The organism is Cohnella pontilimi, from assembly GCF_005049045.1.
GTDB lineage: Bacteria > Bacillota > Bacilli > Paenibacillales > Paenibacillaceae > Cohnella > Cohnella pontilimi.
Map to the genome: position 1 here is coordinate 34608 of NZ_SUPK01000003.1, position 22468 is coordinate 57075.

Below are 22468 nucleotides of genomic sequence, written 5' to 3' on the forward strand. Positions count from 1 at the left end.
AAAGGCGCTCCCCCTCATGAACGACCCCTTCATGAAGCGCTATGTGCCGGATACCGATTGGTTTGGTTATGACAGCCTCGACAAAATGATGCGGCGATATGACTCCGTCTATATCAAGCCGGATGTGGGGAGACAAGGCGGCGGCATTATCCGGGTCAAAAAGCTGAGCGCCAAACAATGGGAAATCTCTTCGAAACAAACTTCGAGCCTGTTCGCACCGGACAAAGTCTATAAGCAAGTGAAACTGCTCCTTAATCCCAAAAAGAAATACATCGTGCAGCAAGGAATTGATTTGGCGACTTATCACCGCTGCCCATTCGACGTAAGGGTCGTGCTGCAGAAACCGCTGGGCTACTGGCGGGCAACGCTCATGTCCGCCAAAGTAGCTCCCCGCCCCTCCTCTCTCGTTACAAATGTCGCCAAGGGAGCGAAGGACCACAACGTTTATAAGGTGCTTAGAGGACTCGACCAATCCTTGAGCAGCTCGAATATTATGAGGGACTTGATGGATATTTCGCACCAAACCGCCCAAATCTTGAACTCCCGCTATTCTTTTAAAATTTTGGGCTTGGACTTGGCGGTTGATAAGAATGGCAAAGTATGGTTTATCGAAGCCAATACGATGCCGGATAACGCAGGATTGGAGAACGTTGACCGTTCGCTGTACAGCAAGTATCTCAAAGCCAGAAAACTAATGCGCAGCGGGTGATGGGATGGCGTTAGAGCAACATCATGTGAAAAGTAAACTCGCGGTGGCCTATCAGCTCACTTACACGCCCGGGCTGTCGGAATATATTCCCCCTACGGAGTTATTTAGGGAAAGCGCCTTTCGGCGGATGATCAAAAAATACGACAATCTCTATCTCAAACCGGACCGGGGACGAAAATCCAGAGGCGTGTATCGGATTGAAAGGGACAGCGGACAACGTTTTAAAATCCGTCGGGGAACCCATACGGAATACGTCCATGCGGATGACTTATGGAGAAAAGTGCGGTCTTTGACGGGAGACGACCGTTATGTGATCCAGAAAGCTGTGGACAGCGTGACGAAGGACGGCCGACATTTCGATCTCCGATGCCACGCTCTAAGAATAGACGGGAAATGGAAGGCCGTCGGCATGTGCGGGCGCCTTGGGGAGAAAGGAAGCGTCGTGACGACCTCTCATTACGGAGGCACCCCGACGTATCTCGATACCCTCTTCTCCCGGCATTTGAATTACTCCCGCAAGGAAATATCCGATATGAAGCGCCGATTGGAAAAATGCGTGGTTAAAACAGTAAGCAGAGTCAGCCAAATGTACCCGAACCTCAAAGAATATGCCGTAGATATCGGAGTTGACCGGAAGAAAAGAATATGGATCTTCGAAGTCAACATCGAACCGGCGATCGAAGGGAATTTCGGCAAGCTTCCGGATTTAAGCCTGTATCGAAAAGTGAAAAAGCTGAGAAAAATCGCCAAATAACCGAGCCTTATGCTCAACTTAAAGGAATGGTGACATGGCCTCCAAATGGGATCCTTCCAAGTGGGAGATACAGGAATTGTACTCCCGCCATCCCGAGCTCCGTAAGCTTTTGCCGCCAATGGCGATCCTGACCCCGCATTCGCTTTCGAAATTCCTGCACAAATATAAATCCGTGTACATCAAAGGAAGACACGAGCATACCGGCTCAGGAATCATTAAGGCTTGGAAAACGGAAACCGGGTATCGTTACGTCCGCGTGAAAGGCGCACCGGTGGACGTTCGCTCGATCGATGAATTATATGAGAAGGTCAAAGACGGGCGATCCGCACGATCGGTTCTCATCCAGAAGACGATCGACTTGGCTACAATGGATGGAAGACCGTTTTCCATCCGCGTCCAGGTCATGCGGGACCGCAACCGTGTCTGGCGATACGCCGGCATGATCGTGAAGGTTGCGGGAGAAGACAGCGTGGTGACCAATGTCCGGCGGGGCGGAGGGTATGCCGCGACAATCGAGCACGCTTTAGCCCGCTCTTTGGGCTACGGCCCCCTCAAGACCCGGCGTGTGAAGCGCAAGCTGATCGATTACGGCTACCAATTAGTACGCTATGCGGCTAAAAAAGGCATTCGAACGCACGAAGCGGGTCTTGATCTAGGAATCGACCGCGACGGGAACATCTGGGTCATTGAGGCGAATCTTGCTTATCCGTCTTATAAATTGTTCGACCGGTTGGAGGATAAAACGTACTATCGCAGAGTGAACCGCTTGGCCGCGGAGTATAAACTGGCCAAAAGAAAATCCCGTTGAATGCCAAGAAGCCGCCTTAATGGCGGTTTTCTTGATTTATCGACCTTTATCGTGATCAATACGATTCTCCGGCCATCATCTGCGAAACTTTCTCCCGAACGCTGTGTGCCAGCTCCGACGCCCTGACGGAGACGTTCCATTGCGCCGTCGATACCGACGATCGGGCAACCATCAACCCTTGCTGTGTGGCGACCGCAATGGTCCGCGAGGTTTGCTCCGTGAGGTTCACCGTGGCCGTATGCCGGGGCCCCGCCGCTCTGCGCAAATTGTCAATCGCTTCGGGGAGCCTCTGCCAGAGCCGCACAGTGGCAAGCATGCAGCCGACCATCAGCGGGAAATACGGTGTCCTCCCTCTTCCTGCAGCCAATATCTCAGCGGCCCCGAGCGCTGTATTCAGATGGTAACTCATCGGGACGAGGAACCGGCCGTGAAAGATGTTCAGCTCCGGCAATCCCCATACATCGGGGAGATAGCGAAATTCGGAGCTGATTCCGCACGCCAACGCCAACGCTCTGGAGGCGGTTTGAAGATGTTGATACACGTTCGCCATCGCTTGGCGAAACGCCGGCGTGCCCAGCGGCAGCGTTTGAAGTTGCGCGAATAACACGCTGATTTCCCGGTTCTCTTGCGTCAATTCCGGCTGCGGCCGCAAATCATATACCCGGTCGAACTCCGGATCCAAAGCTTGCGAATGATTCATAGACGTCTCTCCTCTTGCTGAAGTCTCTTCGTAGCAGGATATGCGTCTAGATTTCGCCGGAACCGGGCATGCACCCATTATTCGTCAACTTTCGCCTATGAATGATTGAGTCTCCGCTGAAACCAATGCAAAATCTGCTCAAGGCGGATCACCCGGTGCCGCGGTTTTCCTTCCCGCGACAGCTCGTGCGTTTCCGTAAGAAAACGGAGCATCCGCACATCCCGTCCAAGAAACTTGAGTGCCGTATAAAACTGCTCGCCTTGCTCAATCGGTACTCGAAAATCGCGGTCGCTATGAATCAGAAGCAGCGGCGTTCGTACATTCGCCACGTAAGTAATGGGAGACTGCCGGAGATAGGTTTGTGGAATTTGCCACGGGGGAGCTCCAAAGTCATCCACATGCAAATATCCCCCATCCGACGTGCCGAAGAAACTGTACAAATTGCTGATGCCCCGCATCGACACCGCAGCCTTAAACCGGTGGTTTTGCGTCACAATCCAATTCGTCATGTACCCGCCGTAACTGCCGCCTGCGACGCCAATACGGTCCGGGTCCAGCATGCCGCGCGACACGGCCGCATCCACTGCGCTCATGAGATCTCGATAGTCGAGGTTCCCCCAATCCCCCCCGATGGCGGCCGCAAATTCCTCGCCGTAGCCCATACTCCCTCTCGGGTTACTGCTGATCACGGCGATCCCGTTGGTCGCCAGGAGCTGAAACTCGAAAAAGAAGACGTAACCGTACATGACGGTAGGGCCGCCGTGAATTTCCAACACAGCCGGAACTTTGTCCGTCGGCCGGATTTGAGGGGGATAATGGATCCAGCCTTCTTCCCGCGGCCCGCCCGGCGAACGAAACGTGAAGCGTACCGGCTGCACCGCCACCGTACGATCCAACCACTCTTGATTGATCCGGGTTAACCGGCGTTCCTGAATACGGCCGCCGCGGATGTCACCGATCCAAATGTCATTCGGCAGCGTCGGAGCGGTAACCGCAAAAGCGACGCGTCCGTCGTCCGAACTGAAGCTGTAATTGTAGATCACGTACGTTCCGCGAGTCAGCGGGACCGCCCTTCCGTCCGACACGGAGAACCGCCAAAGATGAACGGCTCCGTGAGCACTCACACTCATATACAGATGCCGGCCGTCGCGCGACCAATGCGGCACCGCCGCGGGCTGCCCGTAACCGAGAAAATCTTTGATCGCATAATCGCCGACCGGGTATCGAAACCCGGCTGTCAATTCCATGGGCTCGCCGCCGCTGACCGGCACGATCCATATCCCGCGGTTCGAATAATACCCGGATCGCTGATTGTGACCGAGGTACGCAACGAACCTCCCGTCGGGAGACCATAAGGGATGGTCAGCGGGTCCCGTGCTGCGGGTGAGCCGCCGCGGCGTCCCGCCTGTCGCAGGAATCACCCAAATTTCGTTGATTAAATCAATTTCTGTTCTCGCCGGCAGCCGGTTGCCGGCTGCCGCTAAGAACCGGCCGTCCGGCGACCAAGCGGGCGAAGAGAAATTATAATCTTGTCCGAACGTCATTTGCCGGTATTCGCCTCGTCCCGGCCCTTGCGCTTGGACGATGAATACATGCCAATTCCGGTCGACCAGAAATCCGACGCTGTCGAGTTTATATCGAAGCCGGTCGATGACCAGCACATCCTTCTCATCGGAGCCGACTTCCACGATGCACGCTACGGATCTTCCGTCAGGACTCCACACCGGTGCGCTTGCAACGTCGCGAAGATCGGAAAGCAGTTCCGCGTCGCCTCCGGAAGCCGGCATGATCCATATTTGCGGCTCACCCGACCGGGTTGACAGGAACGCCAGAAAGCTTCCATCCGGCGACCAACGAGGCGCATAATCCAAACCCGGACCTGATGTTGCCCGTTTCGGTTCGCCGTCGCCTGAAGCGGATAGGATCCGAATTCGGCTGACATATCGGTTCGTATCCCGGTCCATCGTCGTCTCGACGAATGCGATAGTGGAACCGTCCGGCGATATTTGCGGGTCGCTGACCGCTTTGAGCTCGAACAGATCCTCCGGTCGGATCGCTCTTTTCACCGACATCCTCCTCACTCCTTTCCGTCCGTTTTGATTCACCTCTAAACTATATGACGGTTTTTTTAGAAGTACTCCGCATCCGCCAACACTTGTCACGCCAAGAAAGCATCCTTTAGAGGTATACAGTCGAATTGCGGGGTGTGAGCGTTATGGCAGCAGCCTCCGGTACAAGGAGACCGATCGTCGGGATGCTCGTTGGTCGGCGGCTTATCAAAACCAAAAGCATGATCACATTGATGCGAGCCAGTCACCGCGTGAATACCAGACTCTATTTTTTTGGCGCGGAAGGCGTCGATTTTAAACGTAAAACGATGACCGGGATTCGTTACAACAGCCGCCAACGGCGTTGGGAGAAAAAGACGGTCCGACTGCCCGACGTGCTTTACGTACGAGGAGGTTCAAGCGCATCTGTGCGGCGTGTCGCTCGCCGGATGGACCGGATGGGAATCCCCAAAATCAACGCATTGGTTCGTTTCTCCAAAAGCGAGTTGTTTGAAAAGCTGCAGCGAGACGAGCGGATACGCCCTTATTTGCCGTTTACGATCGCCCTTCGTGATCTCCAGGACGCAAGACAATATGTACGCAAACTGGGCAAAGTGTATATCAAAGCCATTTACGGCCGCAAAGGCACGAAGGTCATGCGTGTGGTGAAACGGAGCAGCGGCTATCATTACAGCTACGCCGTCATCGATCGGCTGGTGAGAAAGAAGGTTCGGCATTTTAAAGATCTCAAACAGCACATGAAGCACTTCTTCGGCGGCCGGAAACTTCTCGTGCAGGAAGCGGTCGACGTCGTTCGAATCGGCCGTCGGCAAGCGGTGGATTTTCGCGCCGAATTACAGAGGGACGGCGAAGGAGCCCTGCAAATCTCAGGCATCTGCATGCGGGTCGGCCGCAAAGGCTCCCCCATTACGACCCATAACGCCGCATATAAAATGAAAGATCATCTGCAAGAGTTGTTTCCCCACTACACGAAAAAAGAAATCCGCGATTTAAAACAAAGAATCGAAGGGTTCGTCATCCTGGTTCATCAAGCGGTAGAAAAATGTTATGGCGGGTTCGGAGAGCTCGGCATTGATTTTGGCGTGGATAAGCGCGGTCAAATATGGCTGTTTGAATGCAATGCCCAATCGGCCAAAGTTTCCATCCGGAAAGCATATGGCTCGCATACGCGCAAAAAAATCTATCTAAACCCCCTTCAATATGCCAAGTTCCTCGCGAAAAAGTGAAGAGGCACTACCGTTACCGGGAGTGCCGTCTTTTCTTCCGCTCTTTATCGTATAAGTACTTTGCAAACTCCAACGGGTTGAGAAATGCTCGCTGAAACGCGGCGGAATCATAAGCTTTCTGGAAGGAAACCTTGGCGGATTTCGCATTCGGTTCAATGAACCAAATATCCCCGTTTTTGTCGATGCCGAAATCAATGCCGATCTCGCCGAACGTTCCATAAATGTCTTCCAGCGCATGGTACGCAGTCCGTAGAAAATGACGGACCTTCTTCGTAAGAGAAGGGATTTCATGCTCGGGGATTAACTGATATTGCCGCAGGAACGATTCGAACGGGAACGCGGAGGAATGAATCGTGATCGGCGCTTTTTGCTGTCCCACTCTGGCCGACACGCCCAAGATTTCCAATCTTCCCTTGCCGTTTCTTTGCAGCTCCGCGCGAAAATCGACATTGCTGTTCTCTATTTGCAGCAAATCGATGGCCTTCTGCATGACAAACGGGCGACCGTCGAAAAAGCTCCGCACCTCCGAATTCAACTCGGCTATGCTTTCCGCTTTTCCCACATAAATCTGATCGACAAAATGACAGATCTCATAGGTTTTGTCCTCCAGTTCCACGACGCGCACAACCTGTTTCCCGCGTCCGCCGCGAACCGCTTTTAAATAAACCTGATCATGCTTGCCGAGGAACGAGCGCAGATCCTTTCTCCGTTCGTAAAATCGGGTGTCGGGAATATAACGGCTCGTTTCGGGCGCCCGGCTCAAATGCTCATAAACGTCCCATTTGTTAAAGTAAGACACGCTGTTGATCTTTTGCACCTTTTTCTCATCCAGAAAGGCTCTGACTTGCAAGGCCCTCTCGCGAGCTTTTCGTGTTCTCCCTGCGCCCCTTCGATCATACAGCACATCCGGCAGAGGATACCTTTTGCTCTTCCATTTCTGATGCTCCGTATCCCAATATATTCCTTTCACCGTTTCTCCTTCCAAGTCGACGGCTCGGGCGGAGAAATAATAGATCGTCACTTCGGCTTCCTGACTGGCATCCGCCAGCTGCTTGATCCGGATATAACTTCGAAAGTCGTTCAATTGTTTCTTTAATTTTTGGATCACCGCACGACTCACAAAAACTCCGACGATCGGCCTCTTGACTTGGACTTCTTTTATTCCCATCCCCAATTTCATCTCCTATTCCGTTCGGAGGCTTGTTTACGAGGATAAATTTTTAATTTCCCAATAACGTGCATACACCGACTCGTCCCCTTCAATCACGGCATCCGGAGCCATAGGAGCGATGTTGACCTCATAAATCCATAAGCGCCCGTTTTTGTCGATTCCGACATCAATTCCGTACTCCCGCAGCGGCGGGTACATACCGTTTACCGTCTCCGCAATCGATTCCGCGCACTTCGATAGATTTTTCAGCATGTCTCTCTTCCGCTTCTCGTTATATTGCAGATGTTCTTCGAACAAGGATTCCATCAGCACAGAAGTGCCGCCCTGCTTCACATTCGTGGTGACTTTGCCGGGCGAGTCCACCCTTCCGTACATCACGCCGGATCTCCATTTCCCATCTATCCGAAATACGTGAATTCGAATATCGAACGGGGCTCCACTACTCGTCGTGCTGCGTATGGCCTTCTGGATCACGTACCTCGAGCCATAAGTCAGTTTAGAGAGTAAGCCCCATAAAGTATCGAAATCGTAACAAACGGCCTTGTACGAATTCGAACGGATAACGAAGCGGTCTTCGGCTTTCTTCACGACCCGCAGAATGCCGATTCCTTGTACGCCTTTATCCGGCTTGATATAGACCTCCGAATAGGCCTCCAACATTTCATTTAAGGATTGTTTGAACAGCAGGCGGGTATCGGGCACATATTCCGCAGTCTCCGGCGTTTCCAGAAGCATATAGGATACCGCCAGCTTGCTTCTCACATGACGTCTCTTGATTTTGCCCAAGCGGGTCAGTCCTCCAGAACTGTTTTGGCATTTTATGTCGCCGAGGGAGGGTTGGACGCGACGTTCCGCCTGATGCAAATAACCATTCCGCGATCAAACCGGTCAATCGCGGAATTATAAGAGGTGTCACCACTTGTCCATCAATCTGGAAGCTCCGATTCCATACAATAAATCTAGTGAGGTGAACGAGAATGGTAAAGGTAGAGGAGAGTCCGGGGAAAGGACGGGGGGTATTTGCGGCGAGAGATATTGAAAAAGGGGAAATCATTGAGCGGTCACCCGTAATCGTGATCCCCAAGGAACAACGAGGCTTGATCAGAAAAACGGTGCTCAGAAGATATGTTTTCCGATGGGGAGCAACCATGAGAGATTACGCCATTGCGCTGGGAGTCGGTTCTCTGTTCAATCACTCCTACAATCCAAAAGCCGTTTACAGAAACAATCACGAAGAGATGTGTATGGAGTTTGAGGCATTGGTGGATATTCCCGAAGGTACCGAGATTACGGTGAACTATAATCGGGACCCGAATAGTAATAAGCCTTTGCCGTATGATGTGATTGACTAGGCATCGCCGCGGCAAAAAGAAAGAACCCTTGCTATGTAAGGGTTCTTTCTAAATTCACTCTTGCTCGTTACTTCACTTTAAAGACGGAGACGGAATGGTGCAGTCCTTCTGCAAGTTGGGCAAGCGATTGAGACGTCGCCGCTGTTTCTTCCGAGGCGGCTGCCGCTTCTTGGCTTGCTGATGAGATGCTTTCTACGGAATGCATCACTTCGTTCGATTGTGCCGCCTGTTCTTCGCTCGCGGCAGCAATTTCGGTCACCTTCTGCTCCATCTGTTTGATCATTCGCATGATTTGTTCAAATGCTTGCCCAGTTTCCTTCGTATGGCTGACGCCTTCTGTGACAGCCAGCACACTCCGATGGGTGTTTTTTTGCATTCCCGTGATAATTTCTGTGATTTGTTTCGTTGCCTCCCCGCTTCTTTCCGCCAGTTTCCTTACTTCCTCTGCGACAACTGCAAAGCCTCTTCCCTGTTCCCCGGCTCGAGCAGCTTCGATAGCAGCATTCAGAGCAAGAAGGTTGGTCTGTTCCGCTATGTCGTTGATCACTTCAATAATCTCACCGATTTTGCCGGAGTCCTCCTCCAGTTGCGTCATCTGAGCATTGACCTGGTCCATGCTTTCCACCGACTTATTCACGATCTGACCTCCTTGATACGCGGTGGCGGATGTTTTTGCCGCCAAATCCGATGCCTCTTCGGCGCTTTTCGCAACGGCATTGATCGCGGAAGACAACTCGGCGAACAGTTCCTGTATGTTTTGAGCGGCGCTTGCCTGTGTAGTGCTGCCGCTGGCCATCTCCTCTGTGGTGGCGGAAATTTGCTGCGAAGCCGCCGCAACATTTTGGGAGGAATGTACGACCCCTGCGATTAGCTCACGTAATTTGTTCATCATGTTGTTAACCGATCTGGCTAACTGGGCTAACTCATCGTTGGATCGTATTTCAATTTCTTCCGTCAAATCGCCCGAAGCAATCTTTTCGGTAGCATACATAAGATTCTGAAGAGGTGTCGTAATCGAACGAATAATCAAATAAATGAGCGCCGTGCCTACGAAAATCGCGAGCGCAATCACCGTTAAGGTCGTGTACAGAATACCTTGCGTTGCGCCGGCAATTTCGGACATTTCGATGGTCGCAATTATTTTCCATCCCGTAAGTTCATTTGTTACGAATACGGATCTTTTACTTTTTCCTTGAAAGGTATAATCGACGGTTCCCGTGTCCGTTTTATAAAAGTTGTCCATGAAGGCTTCGCCGTTGACATCGCCCGCCTTCTGAGTAGGATGCGCGATGTATTTGCGGTCTTTATCCATGATAGAGGCGTAGCCTTGTTTCCCGACTTTAATCCGGTTCACTTGTTCCGCGAGTTTGCCTAGATCCAAGCTCCCTCCGACAACTCCCGACCCGTCATCGGTTGTTTTGGAGGGATTGACGGTAATATTCCCGCTTACCTGGGAGAGCATTGGATCGCTTACAACCGCTTTGCCTGTATTCTGTACTGCATTCGTAAACCAGGGTCTGGTCGTCGGATCATAACCGTCAATCTTTTGATCCGGCGAGAAAAACATCTGCTTGTTTTTCGTTCCGAAATAAACGATCTCATATTCGGGATGTAAAGCTTTATACTGGTCGAGTATTTGCTTGATCGCCGGGCTGGTGTCTCCTTGTATCATATTTACATTTAGTTTTTTCGCCAAATAGTCCATATCGTAGAAGCTTCTTGAGATTAATTCGTTTATTTGATTATTCGTAAACTGGACGGTTTGACTTGCATTGTCCATGATGGCATGGGTTACTTCATTTTTTGCTTTCTGATAGGAAAACCAACCGATTGCACTGCACGGCAGGATAAGAATGGCCAAGAAGGCGAAGACCAAGCGGTTTTTTACAGTCATTTTTATCATTCTTTTGTCCCATCCCTTGTCGAGATTCGTTTTGGTATGACCGAGTAGTCTTAATGTGTTTTGGTTACATCCACGATTTTGCCCGCAATACGGTCCAACGGGAGAAGATGATCCACACAGCCAAGTTCGACGGCACACTTCGGCATCCCGTATACCACACAAGTTTCCTCGGCCTCTGCAATCGTCGTAGCGGCTCCCGATTCCTTGGCCAGCAGCATCCCCTTCGCGCCGTCGCTGCCCATTCCGGTCATAATCACAAGGTGACGTTTGAGATTGCGCAGCTTCGCAACAGATTCGAACAAAACGTCTACCGATGGGCGGTGGCCGCTGCGCAAAGCTTCCTGGCTGAGCTGAATACGGAGTTCCCCATTGATTTCTACGGCCTTCATATGGGAATCACCCGGCGCAATATAGGCGGTTCCACTCTGGATCAATTGGTTATCCTCCGCCTCCACGACGCGGACACCCGATGAGGCGTCCAGCCTTCTGGCCAGCGTGTACGTAAATTTTGGCGGCATATGCTGCACCACAAGAATCGGATGCGCAAAGTTTTCCGGCAGTGACGAAATCACGGTTTCAAGCGCCCTTGGTCCCCCGGTCGACGTTCCGATGGCCACGATTTCGTTCACGATCATCCGCTTTTGGTTCATTTGCAACGCTCCGGCCGAACCGGCCGCTCCAGCCGGAGAAGCCATCCTCGCTCTCGGAACAGGTGAATACCGGACAGGTTTACTTTGGGCTGCCGCTTTAATTTTGCCCGCCAATTCTTCTTTGACCTTGTACAAATCTACAGAAATGGATCCCGCAGGTTTCCGGATAAAATCAACCGCACCATGCTGCAAAGCGGTTATGGTTGCCGCGGCGCCGTCCTCGGTTAACGAACTTAGCATCACAATGGGAGTCGGACGCTCCTTCATGATTTGTGCTAAGGCGTCCAATCCGTTCATATACGGCATCTCGATGTCCATGGTGACAACGTCGGGCAACAACTCTTTCGTAAGCTTGACCGCTTCCAAGCCGTTCATCGCGGAGCCGATCACCTTCATCGTCCCATCCTCGTCGATCAAACGCGTGATCAGTTTGCGCATGAACAAAGAGTCGTCCACGACGAGCACCTTAATCGCGGGCATAAGCACACCACTTTCCCGTCTTAAATTTTCCGGTAAAAAAATGTGTCCAGAGGCTCCAGCCCATATTTGAGCGGTACGAAAATCTGTTCCGATCCTCCGATGAACAAATACCCGCCTTTTTTTAGCGATCTGCTGAATTTGTAAAACAGCTCTTCCTTCGCGTCCTCGGTGAAATAAATCAGCACGTTGCGGCACACGATCAAATCGAAGTTGGGTTCAAACGGGTCGGACAACAGGTTGTGCGGCTTGAACGTCACGCATTTTTTTATGTCATCGTTGACCCTGTACTGCTGCCCTTCCACCGTAAAGTGCTTGTTCAGCATGGCTTTCGGTACTTCTTTCACAGAGGCTTCCGGGTATACCCCTTGTTTGGCTTTGGCCAACACGCCTTTATCGATATCGGTGGCCAGCACCTGGATTTCATTCAGCATGAGGAACTTAGACAATACCATGACAAGGCTGTATGGCTCATCACCGGTGGAACAAGCTGCGCTCCAGAGCTTCAGGCTGCGGCTTGACTTCAATAGTTCCGGAATGACTTTTCGCTCCAGAACCCCCCATCGATTCGCATTCCGGTAAAATTCCGAAACATTGATCGTCATGTGGTCCAGCATTTGCTCGAAAAGCTCCTTGTTCTGCTGCATCGCTTGAAAAAAATCCGTAAACGTGCGGTAGCCCTTACTCTCTCTCATGGTGTTCAACCGGCGTTTCATCTGAGGTTCTTTGTATAAGCTCAGATCAATCCCCGTTTTGTTCTTCAACTGCTGCGTGAACTGGGCAAAGTCTCGATCCGGCTGCGCTATAAGTGTCATACGTCACCCCGGATCACTCGATCTTAAACACAGAAACCGAATGATTCAGTTCTTCCGCGGAGTGGGCCAGCGATTGCGAAGCGCTAGCCGTTTGTTCGGCTGCAGCAGCCGCTTGTTCGCTGATGGACGAGATCGATTCTACCGAACGCATGACGCCGTCCGCCTGCGCCGACTGCTCTTCGCTCGCGGCTGCGATTTCCGTTACACGCTGCGCGGAATCGTTCACCATCGTCAAAATTTTCTCGAACGCTTTGCCGGTTTCTTTCGATTTGTCTGCGCCTTCCGCTACGGACTCGACGCTTTCTTTCATGTTGTTCTGCATGCCTTTAATGATCGTCGTAATCTGTTTGGTCGCTTCGCCGCTTCTTTCCGCCAACTTGCGCACTTCATCCGCCACGACCGCAAACCCTCTTCCCTGCTCGCCGGCGCGTGCGGCTTCAATCGCGGCGTTGAGTGCCAGCAGGTTGGTTTGCTCGGCGATATCGTCAATCACTTCAATGATTTCCCCGATTCTCTTCGAATCCATTTCCAAACGAGTCATTTGCTCGTTCACTTGGTTCATTCCTTCAATGGACTGGGAGACAACTTCTCCGCCCTCCAGCGCAGTTTTGGCTGTGCTGTTCGACAACTCGGCTGCTTCTACCGCCGATTGCGTCACACTGTTAATGGCAGTCGACAGTTCCTTAAACAAATCCAAGATGGACTGCGACGCGTGGGACTGATTGACGGTTCCGCTTGCAATCTCTTGCGTGGAAGCGGAAATTTGCTGCGAAGATGCCGCCACATTTTGTGAAGTGCGGAGAATGCCGCCGATCAACTGCTGAAGCCGGTCAATCATATCGTTCACCGATGCCGCCAACTGTCCGACTTCATCTTTGCTTCGAATGTGCAGCTTTTCCCGCAAATCTCCGTCTGCGATCCGCTTCATATGCGCGGCGATCACTTGCATCGGCTTGCTCAATTGTCCGGAATATACGAAAGTGACGAATCCGCCGATAATCAGCGCTGAAACCAGCGTCACGAGCAGTGTATTGAAAATACTGTTGGCGCCTTTGTTGAAGTCCGACATGTAAGTGCCGGCGCCAACAACCCAGCCCCAATTCGGATCCAGCTCGGAGTAGGAAATTTTAAGCGCGGTTTTGTTCGGATCGCTCGCCAGCGCGTTTTCGTATTTGATGTAATCGCCACCCTTTTGGGCGTTTTTGATTAATTCTTGCGTTATGAGAATACCGTCCGGAGAAACCGCGTCCCAGCGCTGTTGCCCTTCCAAATTAGGGTGAGCCACAGTATTCCCTTTGACATCGTAAATGAACATATAGCCGTTCTCGCCAAGATCGAAACGATCGGTAATGGGCCGTTTGCCTTCGGAGTTTTTCTCGCCGAGAATGATTTGTTTCACGCGTTCTTGCGCGTCATCGAGCTTGATGGCGCCGCTTTTGACTTGCTCGTCCAAGGCGCCGATCATGGCGATCACATAGCGAACATCGTTTTTCAATTGGACCTTGCCGCTGTCATCCAATGCGGATTTGGCTTTTTCATAGCCCACTAGTCCGGTAATCACCGTCGGAATGAGAAGCATGATCAAACAGAGGACGATCAATTTGGTGCGAATAGACCGAATGGCCAACATTTTCATAAGGTTTAACTCTCCTTCGTTCTCCTATTTGCCGCTAATTCGATTGAATAGAGCGGATATTTCCAAAATGAGCGCTACACTTCCGTCACCCAAAATCGTAGCCCCCGCGATACCCTCGACTTTCCCGATATAGGAGCCGAGAGATTTGATCACAATCTCCTGATTTCCAATCAATTCGTCGACCACTAACGCGAGACGCTTCTCGGCAGAACCGACGATCACAAGCGGAATACGGGATTGCTGTGTTCTATCGGCCTTAAATTGGTCATGAATGTCAACAACCGGAATCACCCGATTGCGAAGCAAAATAACGGATTGTCCGCGTACAATCTCGATCTCGCCGGAAGTGACTCTCACAATCTCTGCGATATTGCTCATCGGAATGATCAGCGTTTGTTTCTGCAGCTTAACCTGCAGCCCGGCGATGATGGCGAGTGTGAGCGGGAGTTTGATTTTGAAGCACGTGCCTTCTCCCAGTTTCGTCTCGATATCGATCATACCGTTCAGCTTCTCGATATTGCTTCGGACGATGTCCATTCCGACGCCCCGTCCGGATACGTCGCTAACAACCGCGGCAGTAGAAAAGCCGGGACGGAAAATGAGCTCGATCGCTTCACGCTCGCTGAACTGCTCGGCTTCTTCCGGCGTTACAAGTCCCTTCTTAATAGCCGAAGCCTTTATTTTCTCAGGATCGATGCCCGCGCCGTCATCCTGCACATAAATGACGACCTGATTGTCTTCGTGTGCCGCCCGGATCACGAGCGTACCTGTGCGGTTTTTGCCGGCATCCGCCCGTTTGTCGGGTCCTTCGATGCCGTGATCGATCGCGTTGCGGATCAAATGAATGAGCGGGTCCGCGATTTCTTCGATCAGTGTCCGGTCCAGCTCCGTATCTTGGCCTTCTATGACAAGATCGATCTCTTTGCCCAAATCGCGGGATAAATCCCGGATCATTCGGGGAAAACGGTTAAACAGCTGCTCGATCGGAAGCATTCTGGCCTTCATGACGCTTTCCTGCAAATCGCCGATAATGCGTGACAGATGATCCGAAATGTGTCCGAGCTCGTTGACCGATTCGTCGGAAACACGGCGCCGCTGCGTTCTTTCCACTTGATGAATCCGGGTCTGATCGATCACCAGCTCACCTACGAGGTTCATAAGATGATCGAGGCGTTCCACGCTGACCCGAATCGTTTGGGATTTGATTTTCGCTGTTTGCTGGACTTCTTCACCGGCCGATTTCTCCGAGGCTGCCGGCGGTTGCTGGGAGAGTGTGGTTTCTTCGGGATGAATCGGCTCTACATTCACCGACTCAACATCCGTCAAACCGGACACAAGAACGCTTAACTCTTCGGATGACTGTGTGCCGCCGTACAGCAACGTAATCTCCGAAAATTCGTTTGACTCGTCCAAATTTTCGAGATCGGGAGACGCGAGCAATACCTCTCCCCACTCCAGCATTTTCGAATGGATTACGTAAGCCCGCGCGCCTTTGATTAAACAATCGGATGCAATGCTGACCCGAACCCAAAAAACATGCTGCCCTCTTTCTTGTATTTGCTGAACTTTTAGCCGATCCGACATCGTAAGTCTCAGTTTGGCGATTCCGGATTCTCCGGGATCCGAAGCGGATGCGGCCGTCGGACGGGAAACTTCCGAATTTTCGGCAAATGTTTGCAGCTTTTCGATACATAGAGAAATATCTGTGGAAGATGGATCGTTGCGCAAAATATCTTCTTTCAACAGCTTCAGGTTGTCGAGGGCCAGAAACAACAAATCAATAAGTTGTGCAGTCACAGGCCGTTGACGGCTTCTCACTTGATCCAGCAGCTGCTCCATACGGTGCGTCAACTGCTTCATTTCCTCGAATCCCATCGCCGCGGATGAACCTTTCAGCGTGTGTGCGGCGCGGAAAAGACTTTGGACCACTTCTTCCGAGTCCGACTGTTCCAGCTTCATGATTTCGTCATCCATCAACTGGAGCTGCTCTTCCAACTCCTCGATGAATACCTCTCGATAATCAAATGACATTCGCGTCAACTCCTAGTCATGAAGCAAAACTTCATCCAGTCTCAAAATGCCGACCAGTCCGCTGCCCGACAACCCGATCCCTACGAAAAAGTTTCCGCTGATCCCGCCCACACGGTCCGGCGGAGGCTGAATGTCGGTGAATGTCGTCACTTTGCTCACACGGTCTACGATGATGCCCACTGTATCTTCACGGTGATGAACGACGACGATTCGAGTCGTTTTGGTGTATGCTTTTTCCTCGATTTCGAACAAGCTGCGCAAGCTGAGCACCGGAACGATTTTGCCGCGGAGGTTGATGACACCTTTCACATATGGCTTCACGTTCGGGATTTGTGTAATTTCCTGCATTTTAATGATCTCGTGAATGTCGTGAATCTGAATCGCATATTGCTCGTTTTCTATTCCAAATTCCACATACTGTTCCTGTTCGGTCGCTTTCATGCCCGCACTCCTTTTAGATGGATCCGGCGATCATAATGGTCGGCTCATCGGCGAGCGAGATCTCTTCGCCCGTGGTCAGACGACGGACAACCGGTCTTTGCATATGGCTTGTGATCTTCGTTACGATGGCTTCCTCGCCCGCCTGCAGCCGAATTTTGGTTCCGGGAGGATAGGCGGGCACAGCGCGCACAAAAGCCTGGACTATCTCCACCGAATAAGCCCTCCCGCTCCATGCCATCACCATCTCCATCGCCTCATGGGGAGGAACCTTTTCGATGAGATTCTCATACGCGTTACACAACCCGCACACTTGCGCGTACTGAACAAAAGCGTTTCCTTGGATTCCTCGGGGATACCCTTGCCCGTCCATCCGCTCGTGATGTTGAAATGCGACATGGGCGGATAACAGATTCAGCTCCCGGACGCTTCGCATAATTTCAAACCCTGCTGCCGGATGTTCCTCATTCTCTTTGCCTGTCGCCTTGCCGATGTCATGGAGAAGACATCCGATAGCCAAATCCCTCAGCATCAATTCGTGATAACCGAGCAGCTTCCCCACTTGCAAAGCCATGATCGATACATTCACTGCATGGGCGTATGGCCTTAAATTCTCGGCCAGCGTAGAAGGCGGCACCCCAAGCACCAACTGCCGGCCCTGCATTTCCTTGATCAACCGGCCTGCGGCTTGTTGAATGCCGCGCAAAGGAAAAGTTTTTCGAGCGGCAACGGCGTCGTAAGTTTCCTGAACGGCCTGCACCACATCGAGCCAGGACGGAATATCCATCATTTCCTCCAGCGTAATTCCTCTGGATTCGGCGTCTTCTACGAACAATGTTCGGATCCCAACCTCCTGAAGCTTCGCCAAATACTTCGGATGAATGAATTGAGGCGCCGACAGAAGGATACGGCGCTGACGATCATACACCGGTTGGGCCAATTGCATCGTGCTTTCATGGTATTGCGTGATAGGAATGACTCTCACAAATTATTGCTCCTTCGAATTCATTTGCTGCCGATCTCGGATTCCAATTCTTTCAGAATGTCATCAATCTCTTCAGGGGTTAATACGGTCAATTCGCCCACACTCGCTTCCTCTCTCAATTGCTCAATACTTTTCTTACCGATTCCAGTACCCGTTCCTCTTGAAACGGTTTTACGATAAAATCGATGGCCCCGGCTTCTATGGCTTGTATAATCATCAACTGTTGTCCCATGGCGGAACACATGAGAATTTTGGCATTTGGATCGAATTCCTTTATATGCCTCACGGCCTCTATTCCTTCCATAACCGGCATGGTAATGTCCATGGTGACCACTTCGGGTTGTAAATTCTTATATTTCTCAATGGCGTCCAAACCGTTTTCCGCTTCACCGATAACTTCATGTCCGCCCTTCATCAGAATGTTTTTCAACATCATTCTCATAAATGCCGCATCATCCACGATCAAAACCTTGGCCATTCTTCCCACTCCTCAGTGCTGTGTCAGCAAAATGATGTTGATTTCCCCCGCATTCTCCAAATGCACGGTAACGGAGATCCCTTGTTCAATCCCGTATAATTGCAGGTGCCCTACCATGACTGTGGGCGGTGTGATATCGATCGTTTGGCCTTTTGACGACATCAACGTTGAGGTGTTGCCTGCAACCATATTCGCCAGCTCGCCTACGAAACTGTGCAGCATTTCTCCCTCCAGCGGCATCCCGAACATCGTCTCACCGATCTTGCCGAATACTTCACTCGGACCTTGAATGACGATCCTCCCGTATAGGTCACCGGTAAACCCGACTAAAACTCCAATATCGCTCTGAGCGACAGAATTCTGGAATACTTCCGGAATTTGAGCCGCCGCAGGAACGGGAATCACTTGACGAACCGAAGTCAACAAAGTTTCTAGTATGATATCCGTCACGGCTTCAAGAGTTTCCATCTGTCACGCTCCGTCTTGGGTCTTTTGTCTTGTTTCATCTATTAAGTTAGTATTTTGGAACTATGACCATCATAATTTGCCGGCTTTGAACGTGTAACCGAAAAAATGTTGCGTGTAGGCGCATTTATTTTGCGGAATCCTGCAGAATCTTGTCGAAAATCTTTGGAGGAAATAGAAAAGCCTCCTACTCGCTTATCGCGAGTGGAGGCTCATTCGGCCTTTCATCATTACAGAATGTCAAGCGCGAAATCCACGTCGTCCAGCAACTTCAGTTCCTTCGCCTTGATGGCGGCTTCAAGTCTGGATTTTACGTTCAACTTATGAAACAGATTGGTTAAACCGTATTCCAAGGAGCGTTGACTCATGTGCAAATCTGTAGCGATCTCCTTATTACTTTTGCCTTTGGCGATTTCTTTAAGAATTTGCTGCTCCTTCGCGCTGACGGCCTTCGTTTCCAGCTCGGTTCTGTTCGCTTCTGGCCGGGTCAGTCTCCTCAGTTGTTTCACGAGATCCAGCGGCAAGATCGCTTCCCCGCGCAAAGCGCATCGTACGGACGTTACAAGTTGTTCCTTGTTTGCGGTTTTAGACACAATACCGGATATTCCCGCATCGATGAGCGTATTAAAATGATCTTTTAAATCATTCCCCGAATATATCAGAATCGTCGCTTCGGGAATTTTAGCCAGAACCTTCTTGGCCAATTCAATCCCGCTCATTTCCGGCATAGTGAGGTCAAACAGCATAACATCGAACACTGAATCGTTGAGGATATCGAGTGCCTTGGAAGCAGACTGCTCAATGACGACTTTCATATCCTCTTCTTGTTCCAGAAGCAATTTCGTTCCTTCCATTACGGATGGGTGATCGTCCACTAATAATATGTTGATCAACAACGATTCCTCCTCATGCATCCAAGGTTCTCGATTCCGGCGAAACAGGCAGGAAAATGTAAACTTTCAGACCGTGTTTGGGAGAGGAATGCATCTCCATTTTACCGCCCAGGCTTCGAACCCGCTCCTTCATGCTGTAGACGCCCATGCTTTTGAATGTGCCTTCCGACCGCGAAATTTGCATGCCGACGCCGTTATCTTCATAGTTCAGTTCGATACAATCGCTATGAGACATAAGTGAAATCCTGACCTCCGTAGCACTGGAGTGCTTGGTGGCATTCGACAACAGCTCTTGCACAATCCGATAAAGGCCGATCACTTGGTCGTCGCTTAGCAATGTATGAAAATCGGAAGCATCGAATTGGGTTATATAATTGGAACGAATTTGCGTGAATTCGAACAACGACTCCAGAGACGACACCAGACCCTCTTGCATCAGCATCGGCGGCCTTAATTCGTTGCAAGTGATCCGAATCTGGTAAATCACGTTGAGCAGGCCCTCAATGATTTCCTTGAGCGGCTCTCGAAAATGATCGGGAAAAGCAGAATCCGCTGACAGTTGGTCCAGCTTTCGGTACCAGATGATCTGCTCCTGAAGGGCGGCATCGTGGAGATCCTGTGACAACCTTTTCCGCTCATGCTCGGATATTTTAAACAGGATCCGAAGAAGCCAGGACGGAGCTGACTGAGAACTCGTAATTTCCTCTAATTCTTTGGTCAAATCCTCAATGACGCGAAAGTTGTCGTATAGTACGCTGACGTACCGGGATATCGTCTCTAACCAAACCCTTTTGGGTTGTACCGCAAGCATCGGAGGCGTCTCCCCTATGCACAGCAAATAAACTTTTCCTCTAAAATGACCAAGCTTTAAAAAATGACCGTTTGACGTGTCGACCAGCGTACATACCGGATACATTTCACTCCAGGCAAACAAGCTTCGTTCTTTGCATTCAAATGCGTGTTGGCCGGCCCTGACATAAAACCGGTTCGTGCGTTCCAGCTCAATGATGCTGACGTTGGTCGCCTTTATCACTTTCTGAACTTCTTTTACAAGCCTGCTCTCCAGCTCCTGAATCTTCAGAACGCCGAACAAATCGCTTGAGAACCGGTCTAAACTTGACTGCAGGCGGTAGTAACGGTCCTGGCTATCCTGTAACGCTTGCTCCGCCTCTTTGCGTCGTTCTTCCGCTTTTTTACGCTCTGTGATATCCCGCATGACTGTAATACAAGCATTCCCGCCTTGATAAGAGATCGGAGCGGAGATCACTTCCACGTCCACGATGCCGGCATCGAAGCGTACAATTTTCTGTTCTATAAATGGACTCGTGCAGGATTCGTCGTGGACTTTTTGGAATCTTACTGCTGCTTGTTGTGCAAAGTCCGGATGAATATTTTCGAATACGGACAATCCGGCGATCTCTCCCTGAGCCCCTAACAAAGCGTGGGCTGCAGGATTTGCGAAAATGTATTGGCGGCCGTTGTGAAGGATAATCGCTTCCGGCGACATTTCAACGAGCCGGCGATTCATCTCTTCGCTTTCCTTTAAGGCGAACTCCGCTTTTTTTCGTTCGGTGATGTCATGAAGCACGAGGAGAATCGTTTCTGTTTCCTCATCATAGATACTGGCTACCTCAGCAACGATGATCTGTCCGTCCAGTCTTACCAGCCGATATTCCAATGACCCTTCGAATCGTTCAGTAAATATTTTGGCTATCCGATTTTCGGCTACCCTCTGATAGTCCGGATGAACGATACTATATATGGATTCACCAATGAGCTCCGAACCGTCCGATGCACCTAGAAGTTTAAGGCCGGCAGGATTAATAAAACTGATCTTGCCTGCCCGTTGCGCGATCATCGGCTGAGGAGAAAGCTCGATCAATCTCCGGAACCGCTTTTCGCTTTCCAATAATTTTGTTCGAACCCGGACTTCCTCTGTAATGTCCCTCCCGACGAAGACCAGGCTTTCTACCTTACCCTGATCATCGGTCACGGGAGTACCCAAAAAATCGATATGTATGGAATGCCCGTTAGCATGCACCATTCGAAGCTGCAGCTGCCTGCTTGTTCCGGTGTGCGCGACATCCGTAATTGCTTGAAACGCTTTGTTCCGGTCATCCGGGTGTACGTAATCCAAACACGATGTTCCCGCTTCCGCCCCGCAATCGTGGCCCAACACTTTATTGTGGGAAGGAGAAGCATATAACAAACCGCCGCTAATATCGATTATGGCTAACAGATCTTTCGTATTTTCCGCTATCAATTGATATTGGGTCTGCGTTAGTGCGTACTTCCGTTCACCGCGGCTCAATTCTTCTTCGGCTTTTTTACGGGGCGATATATCGGTAATCACGCCATCGAATCCCATCACCGTTCCGGATTCGTTTTTCGAGACGTTGACCCGGATTAAAACCCATCGAATCTGTTCGTTCGCGTCTATGATTCGAAGTTCCGTCTCCTGCACGATTCCATGCCGGATGACGGCCAACCATATTTCGAACAAGTCCGCATCTTCAGGATGTATGATCCTTTTCCATGAACTCAGATGGGGAAACAAGCGCGTTGGATATCCCGTTATGGAAGCGAAGGCTTCCGTGAAATGTTCGAATTTATTGGTGCTGAAATCAAAAGACCAAACGGCCACACCCAGACGATCAAATATTTCATTGATCAACGCAGTGTTCTCCGATGAGGATCGATGTGAAAATAACATAGAAGACGTCAGCTCCCCACTATGAACAACTTTCATTATTTTACATTATCCGACACAACCCATTATGCTCTAAAAGTCCGTGAACGGTTTGTAGTCCTATAGGTATTATCGTAAAAAATCAAGTTCAATATTAATCTTACGTAGAGAGATAATGGAGAGGACCGCAAATCATCTGCGCCCGCACGCAAAACATTT

The 22468-nt window shown here is 50.7% G+C and carries 20 protein-coding genes; 5 read left to right on the forward strand and 15 right to left on the reverse strand.

Translation table 11 applies throughout. The features are described from left to right. Window positions 1-16 precede the first annotated feature (16 nt). The 3 genes from E5161_RS06985 to E5161_RS06995 are packed head-to-tail and all read left to right on the forward strand — an operon-like array spanning window position 17 to window position 2271. Window positions 17-709: a YheC/YheD family protein gene (locus E5161_RS06985; protein WP_169306598.1), complete on the forward strand. Its 693-nt coding sequence runs from the start codon at window positions 17-19 to the stop codon at window positions 707-709. Between the two features lie 4 nt (window positions 710-713). Further along, window positions 714-1463 carry a YheC/YheD family protein gene (locus E5161_RS06990; protein ID WP_136777011.1) on the forward strand — a complete coding sequence of 250 codons (750 nt, stop codon included), beginning with the start codon at window positions 714-716 and terminating at the stop codon, window positions 1461-1463. Window positions 1464-1497: 34 nt separating this feature from the next. Then, a complete protein-coding gene (locus tag E5161_RS06995; protein WP_136777012.1) occupies window positions 1498-2271 on the forward strand; it encodes a YheC/YheD family protein in 774 nt (257 codons plus the stop codon). A gap of 55 nt (window positions 2272-2326) precedes the next feature. On the opposite strand, the gene E5161_RS07000 is transcribed toward E5161_RS06995, so the two are convergent. Together E5161_RS07000 and E5161_RS07005 are read right to left on the reverse strand one after the other, a co-directional pair. Further along, window positions 2327-2971, reverse strand: a complete 645-nt coding sequence (locus E5161_RS07000; RefSeq protein ID WP_136777013.1) for a hypothetical protein — start codon at window positions 2969-2971, stop codon at window positions 2327-2329. A 95-nt stretch (window positions 2972-3066) separates the two neighbouring features. Further along, complete coding sequence (locus E5161_RS07005; protein WP_136777014.1) at window positions 3067-5043, reverse strand: S9 family peptidase; 1977 nt, start codon at window positions 5041-5043, stop codon at window positions 3067-3069. Window positions 5044-5291: 248 nt separating this feature from the next. Here E5161_RS07005 and E5161_RS07010 point away from each other — a divergent pair, with 248 nt between their 5' ends. Further along, window positions 5292-6266 carry a YheC/YheD family endospore coat-associated protein gene (locus tag E5161_RS07010; protein ID WP_169306599.1) on the forward strand — a complete coding sequence of 325 codons (975 nt, stop codon included), beginning with the start codon at window positions 5292-5294 and terminating at the stop codon, window positions 6264-6266. Between the two features lie 13 nt (window positions 6267-6279). Here the strand turns inward: E5161_RS07010 and E5161_RS07015 are convergent, their stop codons facing one another. Both E5161_RS07015 and E5161_RS07020 read right to left on the reverse strand, forming a co-directional pair. Continuing rightward, window positions 6280-7434, reverse strand: a complete 1155-nt coding sequence (locus E5161_RS07015; protein ID WP_169306600.1) for a YheC/YheD family endospore coat-associated protein — start codon at window positions 7432-7434, stop codon at window positions 6280-6282. A gap of 36 nt (window positions 7435-7470) precedes the next feature. Further along, entirely contained in the window at window positions 7471-8223 is a 753-nt protein-coding gene (locus E5161_RS07020; RefSeq protein WP_136777017.1) for a YheC/YheD family protein, read from the reverse strand. A gap of 191 nt (window positions 8224-8414) precedes the next feature. Between E5161_RS07020 and E5161_RS07025 the strand changes: the two genes are divergently transcribed. Further along, window positions 8415-8789 (forward strand): SET domain-containing protein, encoded by a 375-nt coding sequence (locus tag E5161_RS07025; RefSeq protein WP_136777018.1) that lies wholly within the window; start codon window positions 8415-8417, stop codon window positions 8787-8789. Between the two features lie 67 nt (window positions 8790-8856). Here E5161_RS07025 and E5161_RS07030 read toward each other — a convergent pair whose 3' ends face one another. The 11 genes from E5161_RS07030 to E5161_RS07080 form a co-directional block, all read right to left on the reverse strand. Further along, window positions 8857-10692 carry a methyl-accepting chemotaxis protein gene (locus E5161_RS07030; RefSeq protein WP_136777019.1) on the reverse strand — a complete coding sequence of 612 codons (1836 nt, stop codon included), beginning with the start codon at window positions 10690-10692 and terminating at the stop codon, window positions 8857-8859. 50 nt (window positions 10693-10742) lie between these two features. Beyond that, complete coding sequence (locus tag E5161_RS07035; RefSeq protein ID WP_136777020.1) at window positions 10743-11822, reverse strand: protein-glutamate methylesterase/protein-glutamine glutaminase; 1080 nt, start codon at window positions 11820-11822, stop codon at window positions 10743-10745. A 20-nt stretch (window positions 11823-11842) separates the two neighbouring features. Continuing rightward, entirely contained in the window at window positions 11843-12634 is a 792-nt protein-coding gene (locus E5161_RS07040) for a CheR family methyltransferase (RefSeq protein WP_136777021.1), read from the reverse strand. Between the two features lie 13 nt (window positions 12635-12647). After that, window positions 12648-14270, reverse strand: a complete 1623-nt coding sequence (locus tag E5161_RS07045) for a methyl-accepting chemotaxis protein (RefSeq protein ID WP_136777022.1) — start codon at window positions 14268-14270, stop codon at window positions 12648-12650. 24 nt (window positions 14271-14294) lie between these two features. Further along, window positions 14295-16301 carry a chemotaxis protein CheA gene (locus tag E5161_RS07050; protein ID WP_136777023.1) on the reverse strand — a complete coding sequence of 669 codons (2007 nt, stop codon included), beginning with the start codon at window positions 16299-16301 and terminating at the stop codon, window positions 14295-14297. A 12-nt stretch (window positions 16302-16313) separates the two neighbouring features. Next, window positions 16314-16742, reverse strand: coding sequence for a chemotaxis protein CheW (locus E5161_RS07055; protein WP_136777024.1), 429 nt, complete (start codon window positions 16740-16742; stop codon window positions 16314-16316). Window positions 16743-16755: 13 nt separating this feature from the next. Then, complete coding sequence (locus E5161_RS07060; protein WP_136777025.1) at window positions 16756-17724, reverse strand: HD-GYP domain-containing protein; 969 nt, start codon at window positions 17722-17724, stop codon at window positions 16756-16758. Window positions 17725-17839: 115 nt separating this feature from the next. Further along, the gene (locus tag E5161_RS07065) at window positions 17840-18202 is read right to left on the reverse strand and encodes a response regulator (protein WP_136777026.1); all 363 of its coding nucleotides are present in this window, start codon (window positions 18200-18202) and stop codon (window positions 17840-17842) included. 12 nt (window positions 18203-18214) lie between these two features. Then, a complete protein-coding gene (locus E5161_RS07070; RefSeq protein WP_136777027.1) occupies window positions 18215-18670 on the reverse strand; it encodes a chemotaxis protein CheX in 456 nt (151 codons plus the stop codon). Between the two features lie 227 nt (window positions 18671-18897). Next, window positions 18898-19560 carry a response regulator transcription factor gene (locus tag E5161_RS07075; protein ID WP_136777028.1) on the reverse strand — a complete coding sequence of 221 codons (663 nt, stop codon included), beginning with the start codon at window positions 19558-19560 and terminating at the stop codon, window positions 18898-18900. Window positions 19561-19573: 13 nt separating this feature from the next. Further along, window positions 19574-22234 (reverse strand): PAS domain S-box protein, encoded by a 2661-nt coding sequence (locus E5161_RS07080; protein WP_169306602.1) that lies wholly within the window; start codon window positions 22232-22234, stop codon window positions 19574-19576. Between the last annotated feature and the right edge of the window lie 234 nt (window positions 22235-22468).